At 73.3% G+C, this 20,240-nt stretch carries 15 protein-coding genes; 12 read left to right on the top strand and 3 right to left on the bottom strand.

Going from position 1 to position 20,240, the window contains the following annotated elements:
* Window positions 1-48: 48 nt before the first annotated feature.
* From AB0H12_RS19345 to AB0H12_RS19300, 10 genes are all read left to right on the top strand, one after another.
* On the top strand, window positions 49-843 hold the full coding sequence (locus tag AB0H12_RS19345; RefSeq protein WP_499624214.1) for a TIGR02569 family protein: 795 nt from the start codon (window positions 49-51) through the stop codon (window positions 841-843).
* A gap of 152 nt (window positions 844-995) precedes the next feature.
* A complete protein-coding gene (locus tag AB0H12_RS19340; protein ID WP_499624421.1) occupies window positions 996-2,969 on the top strand; it encodes a molybdopterin oxidoreductase family protein in 1,974 nt (657 codons plus the stop codon).
* Window positions 2,966-4,408 carry an FAD-dependent oxidoreductase gene (locus AB0H12_RS19335; protein ID WP_499624211.1) on the top strand — a complete coding sequence of 481 codons (1,443 nt, stop codon included), beginning with the start codon at window positions 2,966-2,968 and terminating at the stop codon, window positions 4,406-4,408. Before AB0H12_RS19340 ends, AB0H12_RS19335 begins: the two co-directional genes overlap by 4 nt.
* Before the next feature lie 100 nt (window positions 4,409-4,508).
* Complete coding sequence (locus tag AB0H12_RS19330) at window positions 4,509-5,861, top strand: MFS transporter (protein WP_499624210.1); 1,353 nt, start codon at window positions 4,509-4,511, stop codon at window positions 5,859-5,861.
* A 119-nt stretch (window positions 5,862-5,980) separates the two neighbouring features.
* Window positions 5,981-8,482, top strand: a complete 2,502-nt coding sequence (gene nirB / locus AB0H12_RS19325) for a nitrite reductase large subunit NirB (protein WP_499624209.1) — start codon at window positions 5,981-5,983, stop codon at window positions 8,480-8,482.
* Window positions 8,479-8,799, top strand: a complete 321-nt coding sequence (nirD, locus tag AB0H12_RS19320; RefSeq protein ID WP_230567237.1) for a nitrite reductase small subunit NirD — start codon at window positions 8,479-8,481, stop codon at window positions 8,797-8,799. The genes nirB and nirD overlap by 4 nt, the downstream gene beginning before the upstream one ends.
* A complete protein-coding gene (locus tag AB0H12_RS19315) occupies window positions 8,796-9,911 on the top strand; it encodes a uroporphyrinogen-III synthase (RefSeq protein WP_499624208.1) in 1,116 nt (371 codons plus the stop codon). Before nirD ends, AB0H12_RS19315 begins: the two co-directional genes overlap by 4 nt.
* Window positions 9,908-10,573, top strand: a complete 666-nt coding sequence (locus tag AB0H12_RS19310) for a sirohydrochlorin chelatase (protein WP_499624207.1) — start codon at window positions 9,908-9,910, stop codon at window positions 10,571-10,573. Before AB0H12_RS19315 ends, AB0H12_RS19310 begins: the two co-directional genes overlap by 4 nt.
* A gap of 185 nt (window positions 10,574-10,758) precedes the next feature.
* Complete coding sequence (locus AB0H12_RS19305; protein WP_499624206.1) at window positions 10,759-11,721, top strand: pirin family protein; 963 nt, start codon at window positions 10,759-10,761, stop codon at window positions 11,719-11,721.
* Window positions 11,718-12,107 carry a tetratricopeptide repeat protein gene (locus AB0H12_RS19300; protein ID WP_499624205.1) on the top strand — a complete coding sequence of 130 codons (390 nt, stop codon included), beginning with the start codon at window positions 11,718-11,720 and terminating at the stop codon, window positions 12,105-12,107. Before AB0H12_RS19305 ends, AB0H12_RS19300 begins: the two co-directional genes overlap by 4 nt.
* On the opposite strand, the gene AB0H12_RS19295 is transcribed toward AB0H12_RS19300, so the two are convergent.
* A complete protein-coding gene (locus AB0H12_RS19295) occupies window positions 12,070-12,396 on the bottom strand; it encodes an MGMT family protein (protein WP_499610142.1) in 327 nt (108 codons plus the stop codon). The genes AB0H12_RS19300 and AB0H12_RS19295 overlap by 38 nt on opposite strands.
* Window positions 12,397-12,514: 118 nt before the next feature.
* Here AB0H12_RS19295 and AB0H12_RS19290 point away from each other — a divergent pair, with 118 nt between their 5' ends.
* Complete coding sequence (locus AB0H12_RS19290; protein ID WP_499624420.1) at window positions 12,515-15,673, top strand: ATP-dependent helicase; 3,159 nt, start codon at window positions 12,515-12,517, stop codon at window positions 15,671-15,673.
* 70 nt (window positions 15,674-15,743) lie between these two features.
* Window positions 15,744-19,193, top strand: coding sequence for an ATP-dependent helicase (locus tag AB0H12_RS19285; protein ID WP_499624204.1), 3,450 nt, complete (start codon window positions 15,744-15,746; stop codon window positions 19,191-19,193).
* On the opposite strand, the gene AB0H12_RS19280 is transcribed toward AB0H12_RS19285, so the two are convergent.
* Window positions 19,190-19,726 (bottom strand): hypothetical protein, encoded by a 537-nt coding sequence (locus tag AB0H12_RS19280; protein ID WP_499624203.1) that lies wholly within the window; start codon window positions 19,724-19,726, stop codon window positions 19,190-19,192. The two genes, AB0H12_RS19285 and AB0H12_RS19280, sit on opposite strands and share 4 nt — an antisense overlap.
* A 79-nt stretch (window positions 19,727-19,805) precedes the next feature.
* Complete coding sequence (locus AB0H12_RS19275; protein ID WP_499624202.1) at window positions 19,806-20,186, bottom strand: DoxX family protein; 381 nt, start codon at window positions 20,184-20,186, stop codon at window positions 19,806-19,808.
* Window positions 20,187-20,240: the final 54 nt, after the last annotated feature.

The following is a 20,240-nucleotide window of genomic DNA, read 5'->3' as shown; positions in this document are numbered from 1 at the left end:
CGCCCGAGGTCCACCAACGGAAGGCCCGGTGCAGGTAGCGTGCCGGCCGTGACCACTCCGGAGCCGCCACCGTCGCACGTGCGCGCGGCGTTCGGCGCGCGCGACGCCGAGCCGGAGTTGATCGACGGCGGCCCGGTGTGGCGGTGCGGCGACGCGGCGATCCGGCCCGCGGGCAAGCCGGCCGAGGCCACCTGGGTGGCCAAGACCCTCGACGCGCTCGACGTCGACAACGTGCGCGTGGCCAGGCCCCTGCGCTCCACCGACGGCCGCTACGTGGTCGGCGGCTGGGCGGCGACCAAGTACCTCTCGGGCCGGGCCGAGCCGCGGCACGACGAGGTCGTGGACGTGGCCGTGAAGCTGCACCGGGCGACCGCCGAGCTGCCCAGGCCCCGGTTCCTGGACGCGCGCGTCGACCTGTTCGCCACCGCCGACCGCTGCGCGTGGGAGGAGGAGAAGGCCGACCTCGACCCCGACCTCGGCGGCCGGCTGTTCGACCTGACCGCCGCCTACCGCAAGCCCGTCGCGCTCAAGCCCCAGGTCGTGCACGGCGACCTGTTCGGCACCGTGCTGTTCGCGGGCGACGCGGCCCCGGCGATCATCGACTTCGTCGCTTACTGGCGTCCCGCCCCCTACGGCGCGGCGGTCGTCGTGGTCGACGCGCTGTCCTGGGGTGGCGCGGATCACGGCCTGCTCCAGCGCTGGGCGCATCTGGACGAGTGGCCGCAAATCCTCCTGCGGGCGACCCTGTTCCGCCTCGCGGTCCACGCGCTGCACCCCCGTTCGAGCAGACAATCTCTCGCGGGACTGGAGCGAACGGCGGCACTCGTCGTCGACCTGCTGTGAGCTCACCCTCACCGCGCGTTCCCTGAGCTGTGAAGTTCGCGTGGACGAAACATTCCACGTGCTGCCGTTAACAGCCGCTTCTTACCGTCGGGCTCGTGACCGCCTCCGCGAGCATCGACACGCACTGCCCGTACTGCGCGCTGCAGTGCGCGATGTCCATCGAGAACGGCAAGGTGTCGCCGCGCGAGTTCCCGACCAACCGCGGCGGGCTGTGCCAGAAGGGCTGGACGTCGGCCGAGCTGCTGACCTCGCCCCACCGGCTGACCACGCCGCTGGTGCGCCGGGACGGCGAGCTGCGGCCGGCCACCTGGGACGAGGCGCTGGACCTGGTGGCGGCCAAGCTCGAGGCCCTCCGCGAGGAGCACGGACCGGACTCGGTCGGCGTGTTCGGCGGCGGCGGGCTGACCAACGAGAAGTCGTACCTGCTCGGCAAGTTCGCCCGGGTCGCGCTGGGCACCTCCCAGATCGACTACAACGGCCGGTTCTGCATGTCCAGCGCCGCCGCCGCGGGCATGAAGGCGTTCGGGCTCGACCGCGGCCTGCCGTTCCCGGTCACCGACCTCGACCGCGCGGACGCGATCCTGCTGGTCGGGGGCAACCCGGCGGAGACCATGCCGCCGTTCGTGCAGCACCTCCGCAACGCCGAGCTGATCGTCGTCGACCCCCGGCGCACGCCCACCGCCGAGCTGGCCACGCTGCACCTGCAGCCCGCGCCCGGCACGGACCTCGCGCTGGCGCTCGGCCTGCTGCACACCGCCGTGGCCGACGGTCACCTGGACAAGGAGTACCTGGCCGAGCGCACCACCGGCTTCGATGACGCGTGGCGCATCGCCGCGACGTGGTGGCCGGAACGGGTCGAGCGGGTCACCGGCGTGCCGGTCGCCGACCAGCGGGCGGCGGTGCGGATCCTGGCCGAGGCGCACAACGCCTACGCCCTCACCGGCCGCGGCACCGAGCAGCACGCCAGCGGCGCGGACACGGTGTCGGCGTGGATCAACCTGGCGCTGGCGCTGGGCCTGCCCGGCACGAAGTACTCCGGCTACGGCTGCCTCACCGGCCAGGGCAACGGCCAGGGCGGGCGCGAGCACGGCCAGAAGGCCGACCAGCTGCCCGGCTACCGCAAGATCGACGACCCGGCGGCCCGCGCGCACGTCATGGACGTCTGGGGCGTGGACGACCTGCCCGGACCCGGCCGCTCGGCCTACGAGCTGCTCGACGCGCTGGGGCAGCCCGGTGGCCCGAAGGCGCTGCTGGTGTTCGGCAGCAACGTCATCGTCTCCGCGCCGCGCTCCCAGCACGTCGCCGACCGGCTCAAGGCGCTGGACCTGCTGGTCGTGGCCGACCTGGTGCTGTCGGAGACGGCCGCGGTCGCCGACGTGGTGCTGCCGATCACGCAGTGGGCCGAGGAGAGCGGCACGATGACCAACCTCGAGGGCCGCGTCCTGCTGCGCCAGGTGGCCGTGGCCCCGCCTGAGGGCGTGCGCAGCGACCTGGACGTGCTGCACGGCCTGGCGACCCGCCTCGGCCAGCCCGCCGAGCGGTTCCCGACCGAGCCCGAGGTGGTGTTCGAGGAGCTCCGGCGGGCGTCGCAGGGCGGCGCCGCCGACTACTCCGGCGTGACCTACGAGCGCCTGCGCCAGGGCGAGGCCCTGCACTGGCCCGTGGTCCGGGAGAGCACGCCGCGCACCTTCCTCGACCGCTTCGCCCACGCCGACGGCCTGGCCAGGTTCGTCCCCGTCGAGCACCGCGGACCCGCGGAGATGCCCGACGTCGACTACCCGTTGCAGGCGACCACCGGCCGGGTGCTCCAGCACTACCAGTCCGGCGCGCAGACCCGGCTGGTCCCCGAGTTGAACGAGGCCGAACCCGAGGCGTACGTGGAGGTCCACCCGGACACCGCGACCAGGGCGGGCCTGCGCGACGGCGGGATGGCGAGCGTCGTCTCGCGGCGCGGCCGGACCGTGGCGCGGGTGCGCTGCGTGCCGTCGATGCGGATCGACGTGGTGTTCCTGCCCTTCCACTACGCGGGCGAGGGCCGGGCCAACCTGCTGACCAACCCGGCGCTGGACCCGACCAGCCGGATGCCCGAGTTCAAGGTGTGCGCGGTCCGATTGGAGTCGGTATGAGGAACGTTGTCATCGTGGGCTACGGCATGGCCGGCGCCCGGCTGGCCGACGAGATCCGCCGCCGCGACCCGAAGGCGGAACGCGTCTCGGTGACCGTGCTGGGCGACGAGTCGCACCACGCGTACAACCGGGTGCTGCTGTCCAGCGTGGTCGCCGGGTCGCTGACGCCCGACGCGGTGCGGCTGCACGACCCCGACTGGGCCGCCAAGCACCACGTCGACCTGCGGCTCGGCAGCGCGGTCGGCAAGATCGACCGGACCCGCCGGGTCGTGCACGTCGACGACACCGAGGTGCCCTACGACGCGTTGGTGCTGGCCACGGGCTCGCGGTCGTGGGTGCCGCCGACGCCCGGCCTGCTCGACGGCAACGGCGACCTCGCGTCCGGCGTGGTGGCGTTCCGCTCGCTGGACGACTGCGCCGAGATCGTGGCCAAGGCCTCGCCCGGCACGCCGGTCGCGGTGCTCGGCGGCGGGCTGCTCGGGCTGGAGGCCGCGCGCGGCCTGGCCGGCCGGGGCTGCCTGGTCACCGTGGTGCACCCGGTGAAGCACCTGATGGAACGGCAGCTCGACGCGGGCGCGGGCCGGGTGCTCGCCACGACGTTGAAGGGCCTGGGCATCGAGTTCCGGCTCGGCGTGCTGGCCGCGAAGTACGTGCCCGGTGACGGCCTGGAGCTCGACGACGGCACGCACGTGCCCGCGGACCTGGTCGTCGTCTCGGCGGGGGTGCGCGCGGAGACCTCGCTGGCCGAGCAGGCGGGCATCGAGGTCGACCGGGGCATCCTCGTGGACGACGCGCTGCGCACCAGCGACCCCAGGGTGCACGCCATCGGCGACTGCGCCCAGCACGTCGGCACGGTGTCCGGCCTGGTCCAGCCCGCGTGGGAGCAGGCGGCCGTGCTCGCCGACCGGCTCACCGGCGTCGCGCCCGCCGCCCGCTACTCCGGCACCACCGTCGTGACCAGGCTCAAGGCCCGCGACGTCGACCTGGCCGCGTTGGGCGACGTGCACGTGGGCGTCGACTCGGCCGACGACGAGGTGCTGTGCTTCCAGGACCCGGCGCGCGGCAGGTACGCCAAGCTCGTGCTGCGCGACGACAAGGTCACCGGCGCGATCGTGCTCGGCGCGCCGGACGCGGCGGCGGCCATCACCCAGCTGTTCGACCGCGGCCTGCCCGCGCCGACCGACCGGCTCGCGCTGCTGCTGGGCCGCGCGCTGCCCGCCGAGAACGAGGCCAGCCCCGCCGACCTGCCCGCGTCCGCGGTGGTGTGCCGGTGCAACACGGTCAGCAAGGGCCAGCTGGTCAGCGCCTGGCGGGCGGGCGCGACGACGCTGTCCTCGATCGCCGAGGTCACGCGGGCCAGCACGGGCTGCGGGGGCTGCAAGGACGCGGTGTGCGGGATCGTCGACTGGCTCGCGGCCTCACAGCCCCAATCCGCTTGATGTGCGCGGGAGTTGCCGCCGACGACACCTGTCCGAACGTCGGGGTAACGGACCGTTCTTACGGTTCCTGCAACGGGAAATCGGTGTCCAGGAGGGTCCAATGAGCACGGTGATGGAGACCAAGGGCGTTGCGCCTCAGGCCAAACGCGGTGGTCGGTGGATCGAGCACTGGGAGCCGGAAGACCCGTCGTTCTGGGAGACGACCGGCAAGAAGACCGCCCGCAAGAACCTGGTCTTCTCCATCCTGGCGGAGAACCTGGGCTTCACGGTGTGGAGCCTGATGAGCATCGTCGTCGTGAGCCTGGGCTCCGTCGGCTTCAGCTTCAGCGTCGGCCAGACGTTCTGGCTGCTCATCGTGCCGAACCTGGTCGGCGCGGTGCTGCGCATCCCCTACACGTTCGCGGTGCCGAAGTTCGGCGGGCGGGCGTGGACCACGATCAGCGCCGGGCTGCTGCTGATCCCCACCACGATGCTGGCGATCGCGGTGAGCGACGCCGGCACGCCGTACTGGTTCTTCCTGCTCACGTCGGCCGCGATGGGCTTCGGCGGCGGCAACTTCTCGTCCTCCATGGCGAACATCTCGTTCTTCTACCCGGAGGGCAAGAAGGGCCTGGCGCTCGGCCTCAACGCGGCGGGCGGCAACCTCGGCGTGGCCATGGTGCAGCTCGTCGTGCCGATCGTCATCTCCCTGGGCACGGGCATCAACCTGGCCTACGCGGCGCTGTTCTGGATGCCGTTCATCATCGTGGCCTCGGCGTGCGCGTGGTTCCTGATGGACAGCCTCACCCAGGCGAAGCCGGACGGCTCGTCGTACAAGAAGGCGATGTCGAACAAGCACACGTGGGTGATGTCGTTCCTGTACATCGGCACGTTCGGCTCGTTCATCGGCTTCTCGTTCGCGTTCCCGTCGCTGATCAAGCTGAGCTTCGTCGACTACAAGAGCTTCGTCGGCCTGGCCTTCCTCGGCGCCCTCATCGGCTCGGTGAGCAGGCCGTTCGGCGGGTGGCTCGCCGACCGGTTCGGCGGCGCGCGGATGACCATGGCGGTGTTCCTCGGCCTGGCCGCCGGCACCGTCAGCCTGCTGATCAGCATCGAGATCCGCAGCTTCGCGCTGTTCTTCGGCTCGTTCATCGCGCTGTTCGTGCTGGCCGGCGTCGGCAACGGCTCGACCTACCGGATGATCCCCGCCATCTTCGCCGCGCAGACGGAGGACATGAGGTCGGCCAAGCGGCAGGCCGCCGCCGTGGTCGGCATCGCGGGCGCGATCGGCGCGTTCGGCGGCGTGCTGGTCAACCTGGTGTTCAAGTTCTCGCTCGAGGGCAGCAAGACGCTGGCGCCCGCGCTCACCGCGTTCCTGGTGTTCTACGGCCTCTGCATGGCCACCACCTGGTGGTTCTACATGCGTCGACGGGTGTTCGCGCGCGTGCCGAGCCTCGCCTACGCCGGTGTGTGACGCACACAACCCTCTGAAGTGCGGCGTGAGGCTGCTTTAACGCCTGCGCAACATTCGCGACCTTGGCACGACACGGTGCCCGGTGAGCATTGACCTGGGCGGAAGAAGGGATTGGTCCCATGACGCGAACGCTGGTGGTGGTCGGTCACGGCATGGTCGGTCACCGGCTCGTGGAGGCCCTCCGCGAGAAGGACGTGACCGGTCAGTGGCGGATCGTCGTGTTCGCCGAGGAGACCCGTCCGGCCTACGACCGGGTCGCGCTCTCGTCCTACGTGGACAACTGGGACGCGGGGTCGCTGAGCCTCGTGCGGCACGACGACGACGTCGAGCTGCACCTGGACGACAAGGTGGTGCACATCGACCGCGACAACAAGGTCGTGCGCACCGCCAAGGGCCGGGTGCAGCCCTACGACACGCTGGTCCTGGCCACCGGCTCGGTGCCGTTCGTGCCGCCGGTGCCCGGCCGTGACCTGCCCGGGTGTCACGTCTACCGCACCATCGACGACCTGGACGGCATCCGCGCCACGGTCGAGTCGGCGCGCGCGGCGGGCCGGCACGCGGGCATGGTGCTCGGCGGCGGCCTGCTCGGCCTGGAGGCGGCGAACGCGCTGCGCGGCATGGGCATCTCGCCGCACGTGGTCGAGCTCGGACCGCGGCTGATGCCGCTGCAGGTGGACGAGGGCGGCGGCGGCCTGCTCAAGCGCCTGGTCGAGAAGCTGGACCTGACCGTGCACACCGGCACGTCCGCGTCCTCAATCGAGCAGGACCGCGGGCGGCTCATCGCCAAGCTGTCCAACGGCCTCGAGCTCGACTTGGACGTCGTGGTGTTCTCCGCGGGCATCCGGCCGCGCGACGAGCTGGCCCGCTCGTTCGGCCTCACCGTCGGCGAGCGCGGCGGCATCATCGTGGACAAGGCGTGCCGCACCTCCGACGAGCACATCTACGCCATCGGCGAGTGCGCCAACCTCGACGGCATGGTGTACGGGCTGGTCGCGCCGGGCTACTCCATGGCCGAGGTGGTCGCCGACCGCCTGCTCGGCGGCGCCGCCGAGTTCCCCGGCGCGGACATGTCCACCAAGCTCAAGCTCCTCGGCGTGGACGTCGCCTCGTTCGGCGACGCGCACGCCAAGCAGGAGGGCGCGCTGGAGGTCGTCGTCAACGACGCCGTGGCCGGCACCTACGCCAAGGTCGTGGTGTCCGACGACGCGAAGACCCTGCTCGGCGGCATCCTCGTCGGCGACGCCTCCAAGTACACGTCGCTGCGGCCCCTGGTCGGCAGGCCCGTGCCCGGCGACCCGGTCGCGCTGATCGGGCCGGAGGGCGGCGTCGAGCTGACCCTGCCGCACGACGCGCAGGTGTGCTCGTGCCACGCGGTCACCAAGCAGCAGATCGTGGACGTGGTCAACTCCGGCGATGCCGTCGACGTGCCGGGCATCAAGTCCTGCACCAAGGCGGGCACCGGCTGCGGCTCGTGCGTGCCGATGCTGAAGAAGCTGCTGTCCGAGTGCGGCGTCGAGCAGTCCAAGGCGCTGTGCGAGCACTTCGACCAGTCCCGCGCCGAGCTGTTCGAGGTCATCCGCTCCACCGGCGTCACCACGTTCTCCGAGCTGGTCTCCCGGCACGGTCGCGGCCACGGCTGCGACATCTGCAAGCCCGCCGTCGCCTCGATCCTCGCGTCGCTGGACAACGGCCACGTGCTGGAGGGCGAGCAGGCCGCGCTCCAGGACACCAACGACCGCTTCCTGGCCAACATGCAGCGCAACGGCACCTACTCGGTCGTGCCGCGCATCCCCGGCGGCGAGATCACGCCGGAGAAGCTGATCGTCATCGGCGAGGTCGCGCGCGACTTCGGCCTCTACACCAAGATCACCGGCGGGCAGCGGATCGACCTGTTCGGCGCGACCGTCGACCAGCTCCCGCTGATCTGGAAGCGCCTGGTGGACGCCGGTTTCGAGTCCGGCCACGCCTACGGCAAGGCGCTGCGCACGGTGAAGTCGTGCGTCGGCACCACGTGGTGCCGCTACGGCGTGCAGGACTCCGTGTCGCTGGCCATCGCGCTGGAGCTGCGCTACCGCGGCCTGCGGTCGCCGCACAAGCTCAAGTCCGCCGTGTCCGGCTGCGCGCGCGAGTGCGCCGAGGCGCGGGGCAAGGACTTCGGCATCATCGCGACCGAGAACGGCTGGAACCTCTACGTCGGCGGCAACGGCGGCTTCACCCCGCGCCACGCCGACCTGATCGCGTCCGACGTGGACACCGAGACCCTGATCAAGCTGATCGACCGGTTCCTGATGTTCTACATCCGCACCGCGGACCGGTTGCAGCGCACGTCGACGTGGATCGAGTCGCTGGAAGGCGGGCTCGACCACCTGCGCGACGTCATCGTCGACGACAGCCTCGGCATCTGCGCCGACCTGGAAGCCGCGATGGCCAAGCACGTGGACAACTACGCCGACGAGTGGCGCGGTGTGCTGGAGGACCCGGAGAAGCTGTCCCGCTTCACCTCGTTCGTCAACGCGCCCGGCACGCCCGACCCGACGATCACGTTCCGCGAGGAGCGCGGCCAGAAGGTGCCGGTCCTGTTGGGCGTTCCCACTGTCGGCCAGGCGGAGGTTTCCCGATGACACCTGTGTGCGAGTTGAGCGCCCTGCAGCCCGACCGCGGGGTGGCGGCCCTGCTGCCCGACGGTTCCCAGGTGGCGGTGTTCCTCACCTCGGCCGGGACCGTGCACGCGTTGGGCAACATCGACCCGTTCAGCGGCGCGGCCGTGATGTCGCGCGGCATCGTCGGCGACCGCGGCGGCGTGCCGGTGGTCGTGTCGCCGGTGTACAAGCAGGCCTTCGAGCTCTCCACCGGCAAGTGCCTGGACGACCCCTCGACCGGCGTGCCGGTGCACCCCGTGGTCGTGGCCGACGGCGTCATCCAGGTCGGGTCACCGTGAACGCCGCCCCGCTGGCCGGGTACACGGTCGGAGTGACCGCCGCCCGGCGGGCCGACGAGCTCTCGGCTCTGCTCGAGCGCAAGGGCGCGACCGTGCTGCACGGTCCCGCCATCAGGATCGTGCCCCTGCCCGACGACACCGAGCTGCTGGCCGCGACCAAGGCCGTGGTGGAGGAGCCGGTGGACGTCGTGGTGGCGACCACCGGCATCGGCTTCCGCGGCTGGGTGGAGGCCGCGGAGGGCTGGGGGCTCGGCGCGCGCCTGCTGTCCCGGCTGTCCGGGGCGCGGGTGCTGGCCAGGGGACCGAAGGCCCGGGGCGCGGTGCGCGCCGCCGGGTTGGTGGAGACGTGGTCGCCGGAGGGCGAGAGCAACGCCGAGCTGCTCGACCACCTGCTGCGGGCAGGCGTGTCCGGTCGCCGCATCGCCGTGCAGCTGCACGGCGAGCCGTTGCCGGAGTTCACGTCGACCTTGCGCGCGGCCGGCGCCGCGGTCGTCGAGGTCCCCGTCTACCGCTGGACCGGCCCGTCCGACCCCGCGCCGCTGGAACGGCTGCTGGAGGCCGTGCTCGCCGGCCAGGTGGACGCGCTCACGTTCACCAGCGCGCCGGCCGCGGCCTCCGTGCTGCGCGTGGCGGAGGCGATGGGCAAGCAGGCCGAGCTGATCTCGTTGCTGCGCCGGGAAGTGCTGGTGGTGGGCGTCGGCGCGATCACCGCCGGACCGCTCGTCGCGGCCGGCGTCCCCGTCGTGCAGCCGGCACGGGCCCGGATCGGCGCGCTGGCCCGTGAGCTGGCGCTGGAACTGCCCGCCAGGGCGACGCGGCTGCGGATCGCGGCCCGGGACATCGAGCTGCGCGGCCAGGCCGTGGTGGTGGACGGCGAACTGCGCCCCGTGCCGCCCGCGCCGATGGCCGTGCTGCGCGTGCTGGCCGCCGCGCGTGGCCGGGTGGTGTCCCGGCGCGACCTGCTGGCGGCGCTGCCCAGCGGCGGCGAGGAGCACGCCGTGGAGACCGCCATCGGCCGCCTGCGCTCGGCGTTGGGCGAGCCGCGCATGGTCGCCACCGTCGTGAAGCGCGGCTACCGCCTGGCCATGGACCCCGCCGGGGTGGCCGTATGACCCTGGTCCTCGTCGCGCACGGCACCCGTGACCCCGCCGGAGCCGTTGTCGTGGAAGAGATCGCGTCGCTGGTGCGGGCGCGGCTGGGTGGCGTGCCCGTGCGGGTCGCCTACGCCGACGTGCGGCAGCCGGACGTGACTTCCGTGCTGGAGTCGATCTCGGGCCCGGCCGTCGTGGTCCCCGCGTTCCTGGCCGCCGGCTACCACGTCCGGGTGGACATCCCGGCGCAGGTCGAGGCGTCCGGCCACCCCGACGCGGTGATCACGGACCCGATCGGCCCGGCCCTGCTGCCCGCCCTGCTGGCGCGGCTGACCGAGGCCGGGTGGACGCCGGGCGACTCCGTGGTGCTGGCGGCGGCGGGATCGTCGGATCCCCGTGCCCTGGCCGACGTCCGCGCCGTGGCCACCGCGCTGTCGCACCGGGTCGGCCCGGTGACCATCGGCTACGCCGCCACCGCCGATCCCCGCATCGCCGACGTGGTCGCCTCCGCCGCCGGTCGCGTGGCCGTCGCCTCGTGGTTGCTGGCCCCCGGCCTCTTCCACCGCGTCGTCGCGGACTCGGGCGCGGCGGTCGTGGCGGCGCCCATCGGCGCGCACCTGAGGGTCGTGGAAGCCGTCCTCCTCCGCTACTACGAGGCGCGCTGCTTCCAAGACGTGGCCTGACCGCGCGAGTCCTGCGTTCAGACCGCGTGAGTCCTACGTTCGGAACACCCGAGTTGAACGCTGGGGTACCGGCGGGCGGGGTGTCGGCGGGCGAGCGACGACGGGCTCGGAATAGTTGAGGTTTCAACTAGGTTGACGCGGGTGAGACCGCCGAACCCGGGCGGTCACCGTCCGAGGAGGCAGTCATGCCCGCCGTCACCGCCGACACCCTGACCCTGCCGCGCCTGCCCCGGTTGCCCGAGGCCGCGACCGAGTGGCGCGGCGTGCGCCGGGTCGTGCGGGCGCAACGGTTCCTCGAAGGCGAGGGCTTCCAGGTCCGCCGCCCGTTCCCGGGCGTGGAGCTCGCCGACGCGGACCCGTTCCTGCTCCTCGACCACATGGGCGCCGTCGAGTACGGCCCCGGCGAGGCGAAGGGCGCGCCCTGGCACCCGCACCGGGGCTTCGAGACCGTCACCTACATGATCGACGGCGTCTTCGAGCACCGGGACTCCACCGGTGGCGGCGGGGTGATCACCAACGGTGGCACGCAGTGGATGACCGCCGGTTCCGGCGTGCTCCACTCCGAGCTGCCGTCGCAGGAACTGGTGGCCCAGGGCGGTCTGTTCCACGGCGTGCAGCTGTGGGTCAACCTGCCGAAGGCCGCCAAGTGGACCCCGCCCCGCTACCAGGACATCAACGCGGCCGACACCGTGCTGCTGTCCAGCGACGACGGCGGCGCGCTGGTCCGCGTGATCGCCGGCGACGTGGCGGGGCACCGGGGCCCCGGCATGACGCACACGCCGATCACCTACCTGCACGCCACGCTCAGCCCGCACGCCCACCTGACCCTGCCGTGGCCGGAGGACTTCACCGCGATGGTCTACGTCCTGTCCGGTCGCGGCACGGTCGGCGCCGACCACCGTCCGCTCGACGAAGGTCGACTGGCCGTGTTCGAGAACCACGGCGCCGCGCTCACCATGCGGGCCGACACGGCGTGGGACGTCCTGGTGCTGGGCGGGCTGCCGCTGCGCGAGCCGGTCGCGCGCTACGGGCCGTTCGTGATGAACACGCGGGCCGAGATCCTGCAAGCCGTCGAAGACTTCCAAGCCGGGCGACTGGGCGTCACGCACGTGCCGCACGTCACCGCGGCGGACGAGGAGCTGTCATGACCGACGTTCGCGAGCTGCTGCGCAAGGGACGGATGTTCCGCGCGTCCGGCGACCCGAGCGGCGCGGCGCGCTACCTGGCCGAGGCCGCGGAGCACGTGCCGACCGACCGGACCGTGCTGACCGAGCTCGCGCTGGCGCACTTCCAGTCCGCCGCGCTGGGCAAGGCCGAACGGGTGCTGACCACGCTGGTCGACCTCGACCCGTCCGACGGCTACGCGCGCCTGCTGCTCGGCCGCACGCTCAGCAGGCAGAGCCGGCACGCCGAGGCGCTGCCGCAGCTGCGCCTGGCCGCCGCGATCACCCGAGACCCCGAGGTCGAGTCCGAGGTGGCGCGGGTCGAGGCGCGGGTCAGAACAGGGCCGGAGGCTCGTCAGCCTTCTCCTTGACCGCGTCCTCCCAGCGGTACGTGCGCAGGTCGACCTTGCCCCCGTCGACCACCACACCCTCCTCGCGCAGCAGTTGCAGCTGCTCGTCGGCGATGTGGGGCGCGCACGTGCCGTTGGCGCGCAGCACCCGGTGCCACGGCAGGTCGTGCCCGTCCTGGTTGAGCACCTGCCCGACCAGGCGGGGCGACGGCGCGCGGGCGATGTCGGCGACGTCACCGTAGGTCGCGACCCGGCCGCGGGGAATCTTGCGCACGACCGCGCGGACCATCTCGTGCAACTCTTCGTCCACCGCGACAGCTTCCCACGCGAGGTCGCGAACGACCGACTTCCCGGCGACCTCGCCGCCGTCTGCGGAGCAGCGGCCATCAACGCTGTCAGGGGTTCGTGGTTCTATCTCTGCCGTGGCAGTGAACAGGGCGCCGTTGCTGGTGCGCCGGGTGCGGCAGGAGGAGCCCCGGCGCCACTGGGACGCGCCCGCGCGCGCCGTGTTCGACCACGCCGGCGGGCCGCTGCGGTTGCTCGGCGGTCCCGGCACGGGCAAGACGACGTTGCTGGCCGAAGTGGTGGCGCACCGGGTGCTGCACGGCGGCGTGCACCCGGAGAACGTGCTGGTCCTCACCCCCAACCGGCGCGCGGCCGAGGCGATGCGCGCCCACATCACCCGCCTGCTGACCGGCGCCCGCGCCGACGGCGTCCTGCCGACCACGCAGGAACCGCTGGTCAGGACCGTGCACTCGTACGCCTTCGCGGTGCTGCGCGCGCAAGCCGTCCACCAGGGCGAACCCGCGCCCCGCCTGCTCTCCGGCCCCGAGCAGGACGCGGTGGTGCGCGAACTGCTCGCCGGCGACGTGAGCATGGGCGCCCCGAAGTGGCCGGAACGCCTCCGTCCCGCCCTCGCGCTGCCCGCGTTCGCGCACGAGCTGCGCGACCTGATGCTGCGTGCCACCGAACGCGGCTTCGCGCCGGAGGACCTCACCGAACTCGGCCGCCAGCACTCCCGCGAGGAATGGGTCGCGGCCGGCCTGTTCGCCACCCAGTACGAGCAGGTCAACCTGCTGGCCAGCAGCGGACAGGGCCACGCGCCGTCGTTCGACGCGGCGGAGCTGGTCGGCAGCGCGCTGCTCGCCTTCCAGACCGAGCCGGACGTGCTCGCGGGCGAGCAACGGCGGGTGCGGCACCTCCTGGTCGACGACGCGCAGCACCTCGACCCGTTGCAGTACGAGTTCATCCGCGTGCTGGGCGGCGCCGCGCAGGAGTTCGTCCTCGCGGGCGACCCCGACCAGGCCGTGTTCTCCTTCCGCGGCGCCGATCCGACCCTGCTGTCCGAGGCGGGCGGCCCGGCGGTGGTGCTCACCACGGGCCACCGGATGGCGCCGGAGATCAGGGCCGCGGTGGGCAGGCTCGCCGGACGCCTGCCCGGCGCGTCGCCGACCCGCGAGGTCTCACCGGCCGACGGCACGGGCAACGTCCAGGTCCGCCTGTTCGCGTCCGCGGCGCAGGAGGCGAGCTGGGTGTCCGACCAGCTGCGCCGGGCCCACCTGATCGACGAGGTCCCGTGGTCGCACATGGCCGTCGTGGCGCGGTCGGCGACGAGGTCGCTGCCGGTGCTGCAACGCGCGCTGCTCGCGGCCGGCGTCCCGGTGGCCGTGCCGCGCGACGAACTGCCGTTGGCGCGTCAGCCGGCGGTGATGCCGTTCCTGGCGCTGCTGCGCTGCGCGGCCGTGCCCGGCGCCCTCGACGAGGACACCGCCGCGATGCTCCTGTCGTCACCGCTCGGCGGCGCGGACCCGTTGGCGCTGCGGCGGTTGCGGCGCGGCCTGCGCCGGCTGGAACTGGCCGCGGGCCGTGACCGGCCGAGCGGCGAGCTGCTGGTCGAGGTGATCGAGTCGGACGACCGCCTGGCCGCGCTGGAGGACGCCGAGGCGCAGCCGGCGCGCCGCGTCGCCGGGCTGTTGCGCAAGGCGCGCAAGGGGATCGCGGACGGCCTGACCGTCGAGCAGGTGCTGTGGGAGCTGTGGCAGACCACCGGCCTGGAGCTGCGCTGGGTGGCGCAGTCCGCGCGGCACGGCACCGTCGGCATGCAGGCCGACCGGGACCTGGACGCGATCGTGGCGCTGTTCGAGGCCGCGGCGAAGTACGTGGACCGGCTGCCCGGCTCGGGCGCCGAGGGCTTCGCGGACTACCTGGCCGCGCAGGAGATCGTCGGCGACACGCTGGCCGCCGCCGCGCCCACCGGCGAAGCGGTGTCGGTGCTGACCGCCCACGCCGCCGCTGGTCGCGAGTGGACGGTCGTGGCGGTGCCGGGCGTGCAGGAGGGCAGCTGGCCCGACCTGCGGCTGCGCGGGTCGTTGCTGGGCGTGGAGCGCATGGTCGACGTGGTCGCGGGCGTGTCGGCGGAGACGGTGTCCGCGGTCGCGCCGATCCTGGCCGAGGAACGGAGGCTGCTGCTCGTCGCGGCGAGCCGGGCCCGGCGGACGTTGCTGGTCAGCGCGGTGCGCGGGGAGGACGAGCAGCCGTCGCGGTTCCTGGACGAGATCGAGGAGCTGTCCACCGAGGAGCCGGAGCGGCCGACGTTCACCCCCGAGCGCGGGCTGGTGCTGGCCGAGCTGGTCGGCGAGCTGCGGCGGGTCGTGTGCTCCGACGACGAGCCGGCCGAACGCCGGGAACGCGCGGCCGTCCAGTTGGCCCGGTTGGCGGCGGAAGGCGTGCCGGGCGCGCACCCGGATTCCTGGTACGGCTTGGCGGACGTCACCACGGAGAGTCCTCTGTGGACCGAGGAGCACACGGTGAGCGTGTCGCCGTCCACGGTGGAGACGCTGGCGAAGTGCCCGCTGCGCTGGGTCGTCGAACGGCACGGCGGCCAGGACCCGGCCGAGCTGGCGTCGGTCACCGGCACGCTCGTGCACGCGTTGGCGCAGGCCGCCGCGACCGGCGCGGACGAGAAGGAGCTGCGGGTCAAGCTGGACGAGGCGTGGGCCGCGGTCGACGCGGGCGCGCCCTGGTTCTCCCGCCGCGAGCGGATCCGGGTGGAGCGGATGCTCGACACGTTCCTGGCGTGGCTCGCGTCCAGCCGCTCCCAGCTCACCCAGGTCGCGGTCGAGGAGGAGATCTCCGTCGAGCTCCCCCGACCCGACGACGGCCCGAAGCTGCGCGTGCGCGGCCGGGTCGACCGGCTGGAGACCGACCGGGACGGGCGGCCGGTCGTGGTGGACGTGAAGACCGGCAAGTCCCCGGTGAGCAAGGACAAGGCGCAGGAGCACCCGCAGCTCGCGGTCTACCAGCTGGCGACGGCGCTGGGCGGCTTCACGCACCTGGGCCTCGGCACCGACCCGGGTGGCGCGCGCCTGCTCTACGTGGCCAAGGAGGACCGCAAGTCCGGCGCGGTCGAGCGCGAGCAGGCGCCGCTGGACGAGCAGGGCGTGCGGGTGTGGCTGGAGGCCGTGCAGCTGGCCGCCGGGTCCAGCGTCGGGCCGTCCTACCAGGCGACGGAGAACGCGGACTGTGATCGTTGCCCGGCCCGCACCACCTGCCCGGTGCACTCGTCCGGTCGTCAGGTGAGCCACTAGGGCGTTCCTGACCAGCCACTTCGTCCCGGCCCTGCGGGTCGCCGAAGCCGGCCGGGCCCGACCACGGAGAATGCGGGACGTGGTCGTGCCGAGCGGGGTCGAACGGGTGGCGGGTGAGCCGGTGGCGCTCGCCAGCCCGTTCGAGGTCGCCGAGGCGCTCGGCCTGCCCAAGCCGACGCCCGAGCAGGCCGCCGTCGTCGCCGCGCCCACCGCGCCCGCGCTGGTCGTGGCCGGGGCCGGGGCCGGCAAGACCGAGACGATGGCCGCCCGCGTGGTGTACCTGGTCGCCAACGGCTTCGTCACCCCCGACCGGGTCCTCGGCCTGACGTTCACCCGCAAGGCCGCGCGCCAGCTGTCCGACCGGGTGCGGCTGCGGCTGCGCCGGCTCGGCGGCTCGACCCTGCTGGACCGGCTCGACCCGAGCGGTGAGCGGCGGGCCGCGGTGCTGACCACCGAGCCGGTGATCCTGACCTACCACGCGTACGCGGGCCGGCTGGTGGGCGAGCACGGCCTGCGGCTGCCCGTGGAGCCGGGCGTGCGGCTGCTCACCGAGACCGCCGCGTGGCAGCTCGCGCACCGCGTCGTGTCGACGTGGAACGACGACCTGGACACCGACAAGGTGCCCGCGACCGTCACCGGCTACCTGCTCGCGCTGGCGGGCGAGCTGGGCGAGCACCTCGTCGACCCGGTCACGCTGTGGCGGCACGCCGAGCGGCTGTGCGCGGTGATCGAGAACGCGCCCAAGACGGCACGGCAACGCGATGGCCTGCCGGAGTCGCTGAAGGCCGTGGTGAACGCCCAGCGGCTGCGGGTCAACCTGATCCCGCTGCTGGAGGCCTACCAGGCGCGCAAGCGGCGTGAGGCGGCGATGGACTTCGCCGACCAGATGTCCCTGGCCGCCCGGCTCGCGTCCGAGCACCCGGAGGTCGTGCGGGGCGAGCGGGAGCGCTACGGCGCCGTGCTGCTGGACGAGTACCAGGACACCGGTCACGCGCAACGCGTGCTGCTGCGGTCGTTGTTCGGGCGCGGCGAGCCGATGCCCGTGACGTCGGTGGGCGACCCGGCGCAGGCGATCTACGGCTGGCGCGGCGCGTCGGCGGCGAACCTGCCCCGGTTCGTGCAGGACTTCCCGCCCGCGAAGAAGTACGGCCTGCTCACCAGCTTCCGCAACCCGCCGGAGGTGCTGGCGCTGGCCAACGCCGTGTCCGCGCCGCTGCGCGCGATGGGCCTGGACGTGGACGAGCTGCGTGCCCGTGAGGGCGCCGGGCCGGGCGACGTGCGGGTGGCGTTGTTCGACGACGTGCGGCAGGAGCTGGACTGGGTGGCCGACACGGTCGCCGCGCAGTGGGAGCAGCACCTGGACCACAGCGACGAGCCGCCGACCGCCGCCGTGCTGGTGCGCCGCCGTTCGGACATGGCGAACATCGCGGCGGCGCTGCGGGAACGCGGCCTGCCGGTCGAGGTCGTCGGTCTCGGCGGGCTGCTGGACGAGCCGGAGGTGCGCGACCTGACCAGCGCCCTGCGCGTGCTGGTCGACCCGCTGGCCGGCACCGCCGCCGCCCGGCTGCTCACCGGCTCGCGCTGGCGGATCGCCGCGTACGACCTGGCGGCGCTGTGGGCGCGGGCACGTGACCTGGCGGGCGCGCCGAGCAGGCAGGCCGTGGCGAACGACCCGCTGGCCGTGATCGCGGACGCGTTGCCGGGCGAGCACGCCGAGCAGGCCGGGCTCGCCGACGCGTTGGACGACCCGGGCGACCCGACCGCGTACTCCGCCGAGGGGTACCGCCGGATCCGGCGGCTGGGCGCGGAGCTGTCGTCGTTGCGCCGGCGGCTGGTGCAGCCGCTGCCCGAGCTGGTCGCGGACGTCGAGCGCACGTTGTTGCTGGACATCGAGGCGATGGCCCGGCCGGGCGGGGTGGGTCGGGCGCACCTGGACGCGTTCGCCGACGTGGTCAACGACTTCGCCGCCGCCAGCCCGTCGGCCACCCTGCCCGCGCTGCTCGACTACCTCTACACCGCCGAGCAGGCCGAGGACGGCCTGGAACCCGGCGAGGTGGAGGTGGCCGAGAACCGGGTGCAGGTGCTGACCATGCACTCGGCGAAGGGCCTGGAGTGGCACATCGTCGCCGTGCCGCACGTGGTGAAGGACGTGTTCCCGGGCCGGAAGAAGTCGTCCAGCTGGCTGCGTTCGGTGGCGGAGCTGCCCGCCGACCTGCGCGGTGACGCCGAGGACCTGCCGAAGCTGCGCATCGCGCCCGACGCCAACCGCAAGGAGGTGGAGGAGGCGCTGGCCCGGCACGAGGACGACTTCGACGCGCGGCGGCTGGTGGAGGAGCGGCGGCTGCTGTACGTGGCGCTGACCAGGTCCGAGCACAGCCTGCTGGTGTCGGGGCACTGGTGGGGCGAGACGGGCGACAAGCCGAAGGGCCCGTCGGCGTTCCTGACCGAGATCCACGAGTCGGTGCTCGCCGCCGACCACCCGCCCGCCGACATCGCCCACTGGGCGGCCCGTCCGGCCGACGACGAGCCCAACCCCCTCGCGTCGCAGACGAAGACGGCCCAGTGGCCGACCGACCCGCTGGGCAAGCGCCGGGCCGCCGTGGCCGACGGAGCCGAACTGGTCCTGACCGCCCTGGACCGCCACCTCGCCGCGCCGCCCACCCCCGACCTGCCGCCCGAACCCCCGGCGGAACCCGACCTCGACCTGCCCCCCGAACCACCGGACGACGACCTGCCGCCCGAACCGCCGGACTCGGACCCGCGCGTGTCGAACGCTCAGGACCCGCGTGTCGAACCTCCAGGACCCCCGAGTTCCACGTTCGGCGACCCCGACGTCCTCGAGGACGACCCGGACGGCTGGGCCCGGGACGTCGACGTGCTCCTCGCCGAACGCGCCGCCGCGGCCGACCGCCGGGAACGCGTCGTCCTGCCCGACCACCTCTCGGTCAGCCAACTGGTCGAGCTCGCGGCCGACCCGGACGTGCTCGCCCGCCGGCTGCGCCGTCCCCTGCCGTTCCCGCCCAACCCGCTGGCCCGCCGCGGCACGGCGTTCCACACCTGGCTGGAACAGCGGTTCGGCGCGAGCCGCCTGTTCGACCTCGACGAACTGCCCGGCGCGGCGGACGAGGGCGCGGCGCCCGACAGCGACCTCACCCGTCTGCAGGAGGCGTTCCTGGCCGGCGCGTGGGCAGACCGCGTGCCGCACGACGTCGAGGTGCCGTTCGAGGCGGAGATCGACGGCCTGTCGGTGCGCGGCCGGATGGACGCGGTGTTCGCCGACGACGACGGCGGCTGGACCGTGGTCGACTGGAAGACCGGCGCGGTTCCGGAGCCCGACCGCCTGCCGGCGCTGTCGGTGCAGCTCGCGGCCTACCGGCTGGCGTGGGCGGCGTTGACCGGGACACCGGTGGAGAAGGTGCGGGCGGCGTTCCACTACGTCCGCCAGGACCACACGCTGCGCCCCGCCGACCTGCTGGACGCCGACGGCCTGCGGGCGCTGATCCGCTCGATCCCGGCCTAGGTGTTCACCCGCGCGTGCGCGGGCACTTCCTTCAACACGCGGTCGTAGAGCACTTCCAGCAGCCACCGCCCGAACAGCGACGGCCCGAACTCCGTCGACCGGTCCTCCGGCGGCACCAGCAGCTCGGCCGCGCCCGCCGAGTCCACCGCGACCACGCCGATGCCGTAGTAGTCCAGCTCGATCAGCGGCCACGACTGCTTGCCCAACGGCGCCGGGAGCACCACCGAGCACGGCGCGAGCGTCATCAACGTCCCGCACGACTGCAGCGCGCGGTCCACCGTGGATTCACCCACCAGCACACCGACCAGCTCGACGGCCGGCACGGGCAGCCGGTCGTGCGCGGCCGGCTCGAACCACGAGCGGAACCACGAGGGGTCGGCCTGCGGCGGCCAGCCGTTCGCGCTGCGCCACTCGTGCACATCGGCACGAACCCGCACGACGGCTGACACCTGATGGCCCAGCACGGCGACGTCGGGCACGACGATGCCGCGCCAACCCAACGCCGTCGCGGCATGGTGGAGGAGCGGTTGCACTCGGGCATCCTAGGACTGGTTGCGGTTTCAAGGACAGTCCCCCGGCCGCGCTGGGTGTCGGACCCAGTGCCGAGAGTGATCAGGGAGTTGAGCGTCCTACGCGCAACGCCCACAGGATGAGCGGCACCTGCAACGGCAACCGCCCGTAGGCGACGGCCTTCACCCTGGGTGACTTCGTCCGGTGGTCGTAGGCCATCTTGACGTTGGCCGGGAACACCGCCGCGAAGAACCCGGCCGCCAGCTTCCCGCCCACGCCCCGCGTGCGCGGCACGGCGACCGCCGCCGCCAACGCCACCTCCACGGCCCCGGACAGGTACGTCCAGGTCCGCGGCTTGCCCGGCAGCGCGCGCGGCACGATCGCGTCGTACGGCTTCGGCTTGGCGAAGTGCGTGACACCCGCGGCGCCGAGCAACCCGGCCAGCGCGAGCGCCGACCGGGAACGGGAACGAGTGGGTTCCATGGGACCACCCTGTCACGTCGTCCGGCGAACGGCGCTCCCAGGGTTCTTCCGGGG

It is taken from the genome of Actinosynnema sp. NPDC023794 (genome assembly GCF_040639675.1).
Taxonomy (GTDB): domain Bacteria; phylum Actinomycetota; class Actinomycetes; order Mycobacteriales; family Pseudonocardiaceae; genus Actinosynnema; species Actinosynnema luteola.
This window is presented reverse-complemented; position numbering and strand designations above follow the sequence as displayed.

What these genes read in the sequence shown, in the direction of transcription:
- AB0H12_RS19340 (WP_499624421.1), top strand. Translation starts at nt 996, where the DNA reads ATGTCCATCGAGAACGGCAAGGTGTCGCCGCGCGAGTTCCCGACCAAC.
- AB0H12_RS19335 (WP_499624211.1), top strand. Translation starts at nt 2,966, where the DNA reads ATGAGGAACGTTGTCATCGTGGGCTACGGCATGGCCGGCGCCCGGCTG.
- AB0H12_RS19330 (WP_499624210.1), top strand. Translation starts at nt 4,509, where the DNA reads ATGAGCACGGTGATGGAGACCAAGGGCGTTGCGCCTCAGGCCAAACGC.
- nirB (WP_499624209.1), top strand. Translation starts at nt 5,981, where the DNA reads ATGACGCGAACGCTGGTGGTGGTCGGTCACGGCATGGTCGGTCACCGG.
- nirD (WP_230567237.1), top strand. Translation starts at nt 8,479, where the DNA reads ATGACACCTGTGTGCGAGTTGAGCGCCCTGCAGCCCGACCGCGGGGTG.
- AB0H12_RS19310 (WP_499624207.1), top strand. Translation starts at nt 9,908, where the DNA reads ATGACCCTGGTCCTCGTCGCGCACGGCACCCGTGACCCCGCCGGAGCC.
- AB0H12_RS19305 (WP_499624206.1), top strand. Translation starts at nt 10,759, where the DNA reads ATGCCCGCCGTCACCGCCGACACCCTGACCCTGCCGCGCCTGCCCCGG.
- AB0H12_RS19300 (WP_499624205.1), top strand. Translation starts at nt 11,718, where the DNA reads ATGACCGACGTTCGCGAGCTGCTGCGCAAGGGACGGATGTTCCGCGCG.
- AB0H12_RS19285 (WP_499624204.1), top strand. Translation starts at nt 15,744, where the DNA reads ATGCGGGACGTGGTCGTGCCGAGCGGGGTCGAACGGGTGGCGGGTGAG.
- AB0H12_RS19275 (WP_499624202.1), bottom strand. Translation starts at nt 20,186, where the DNA reads ATGGAACCCACTCGTTCCCGTTCCCGGTCGGCGCTCGCGCTGGCCGGG.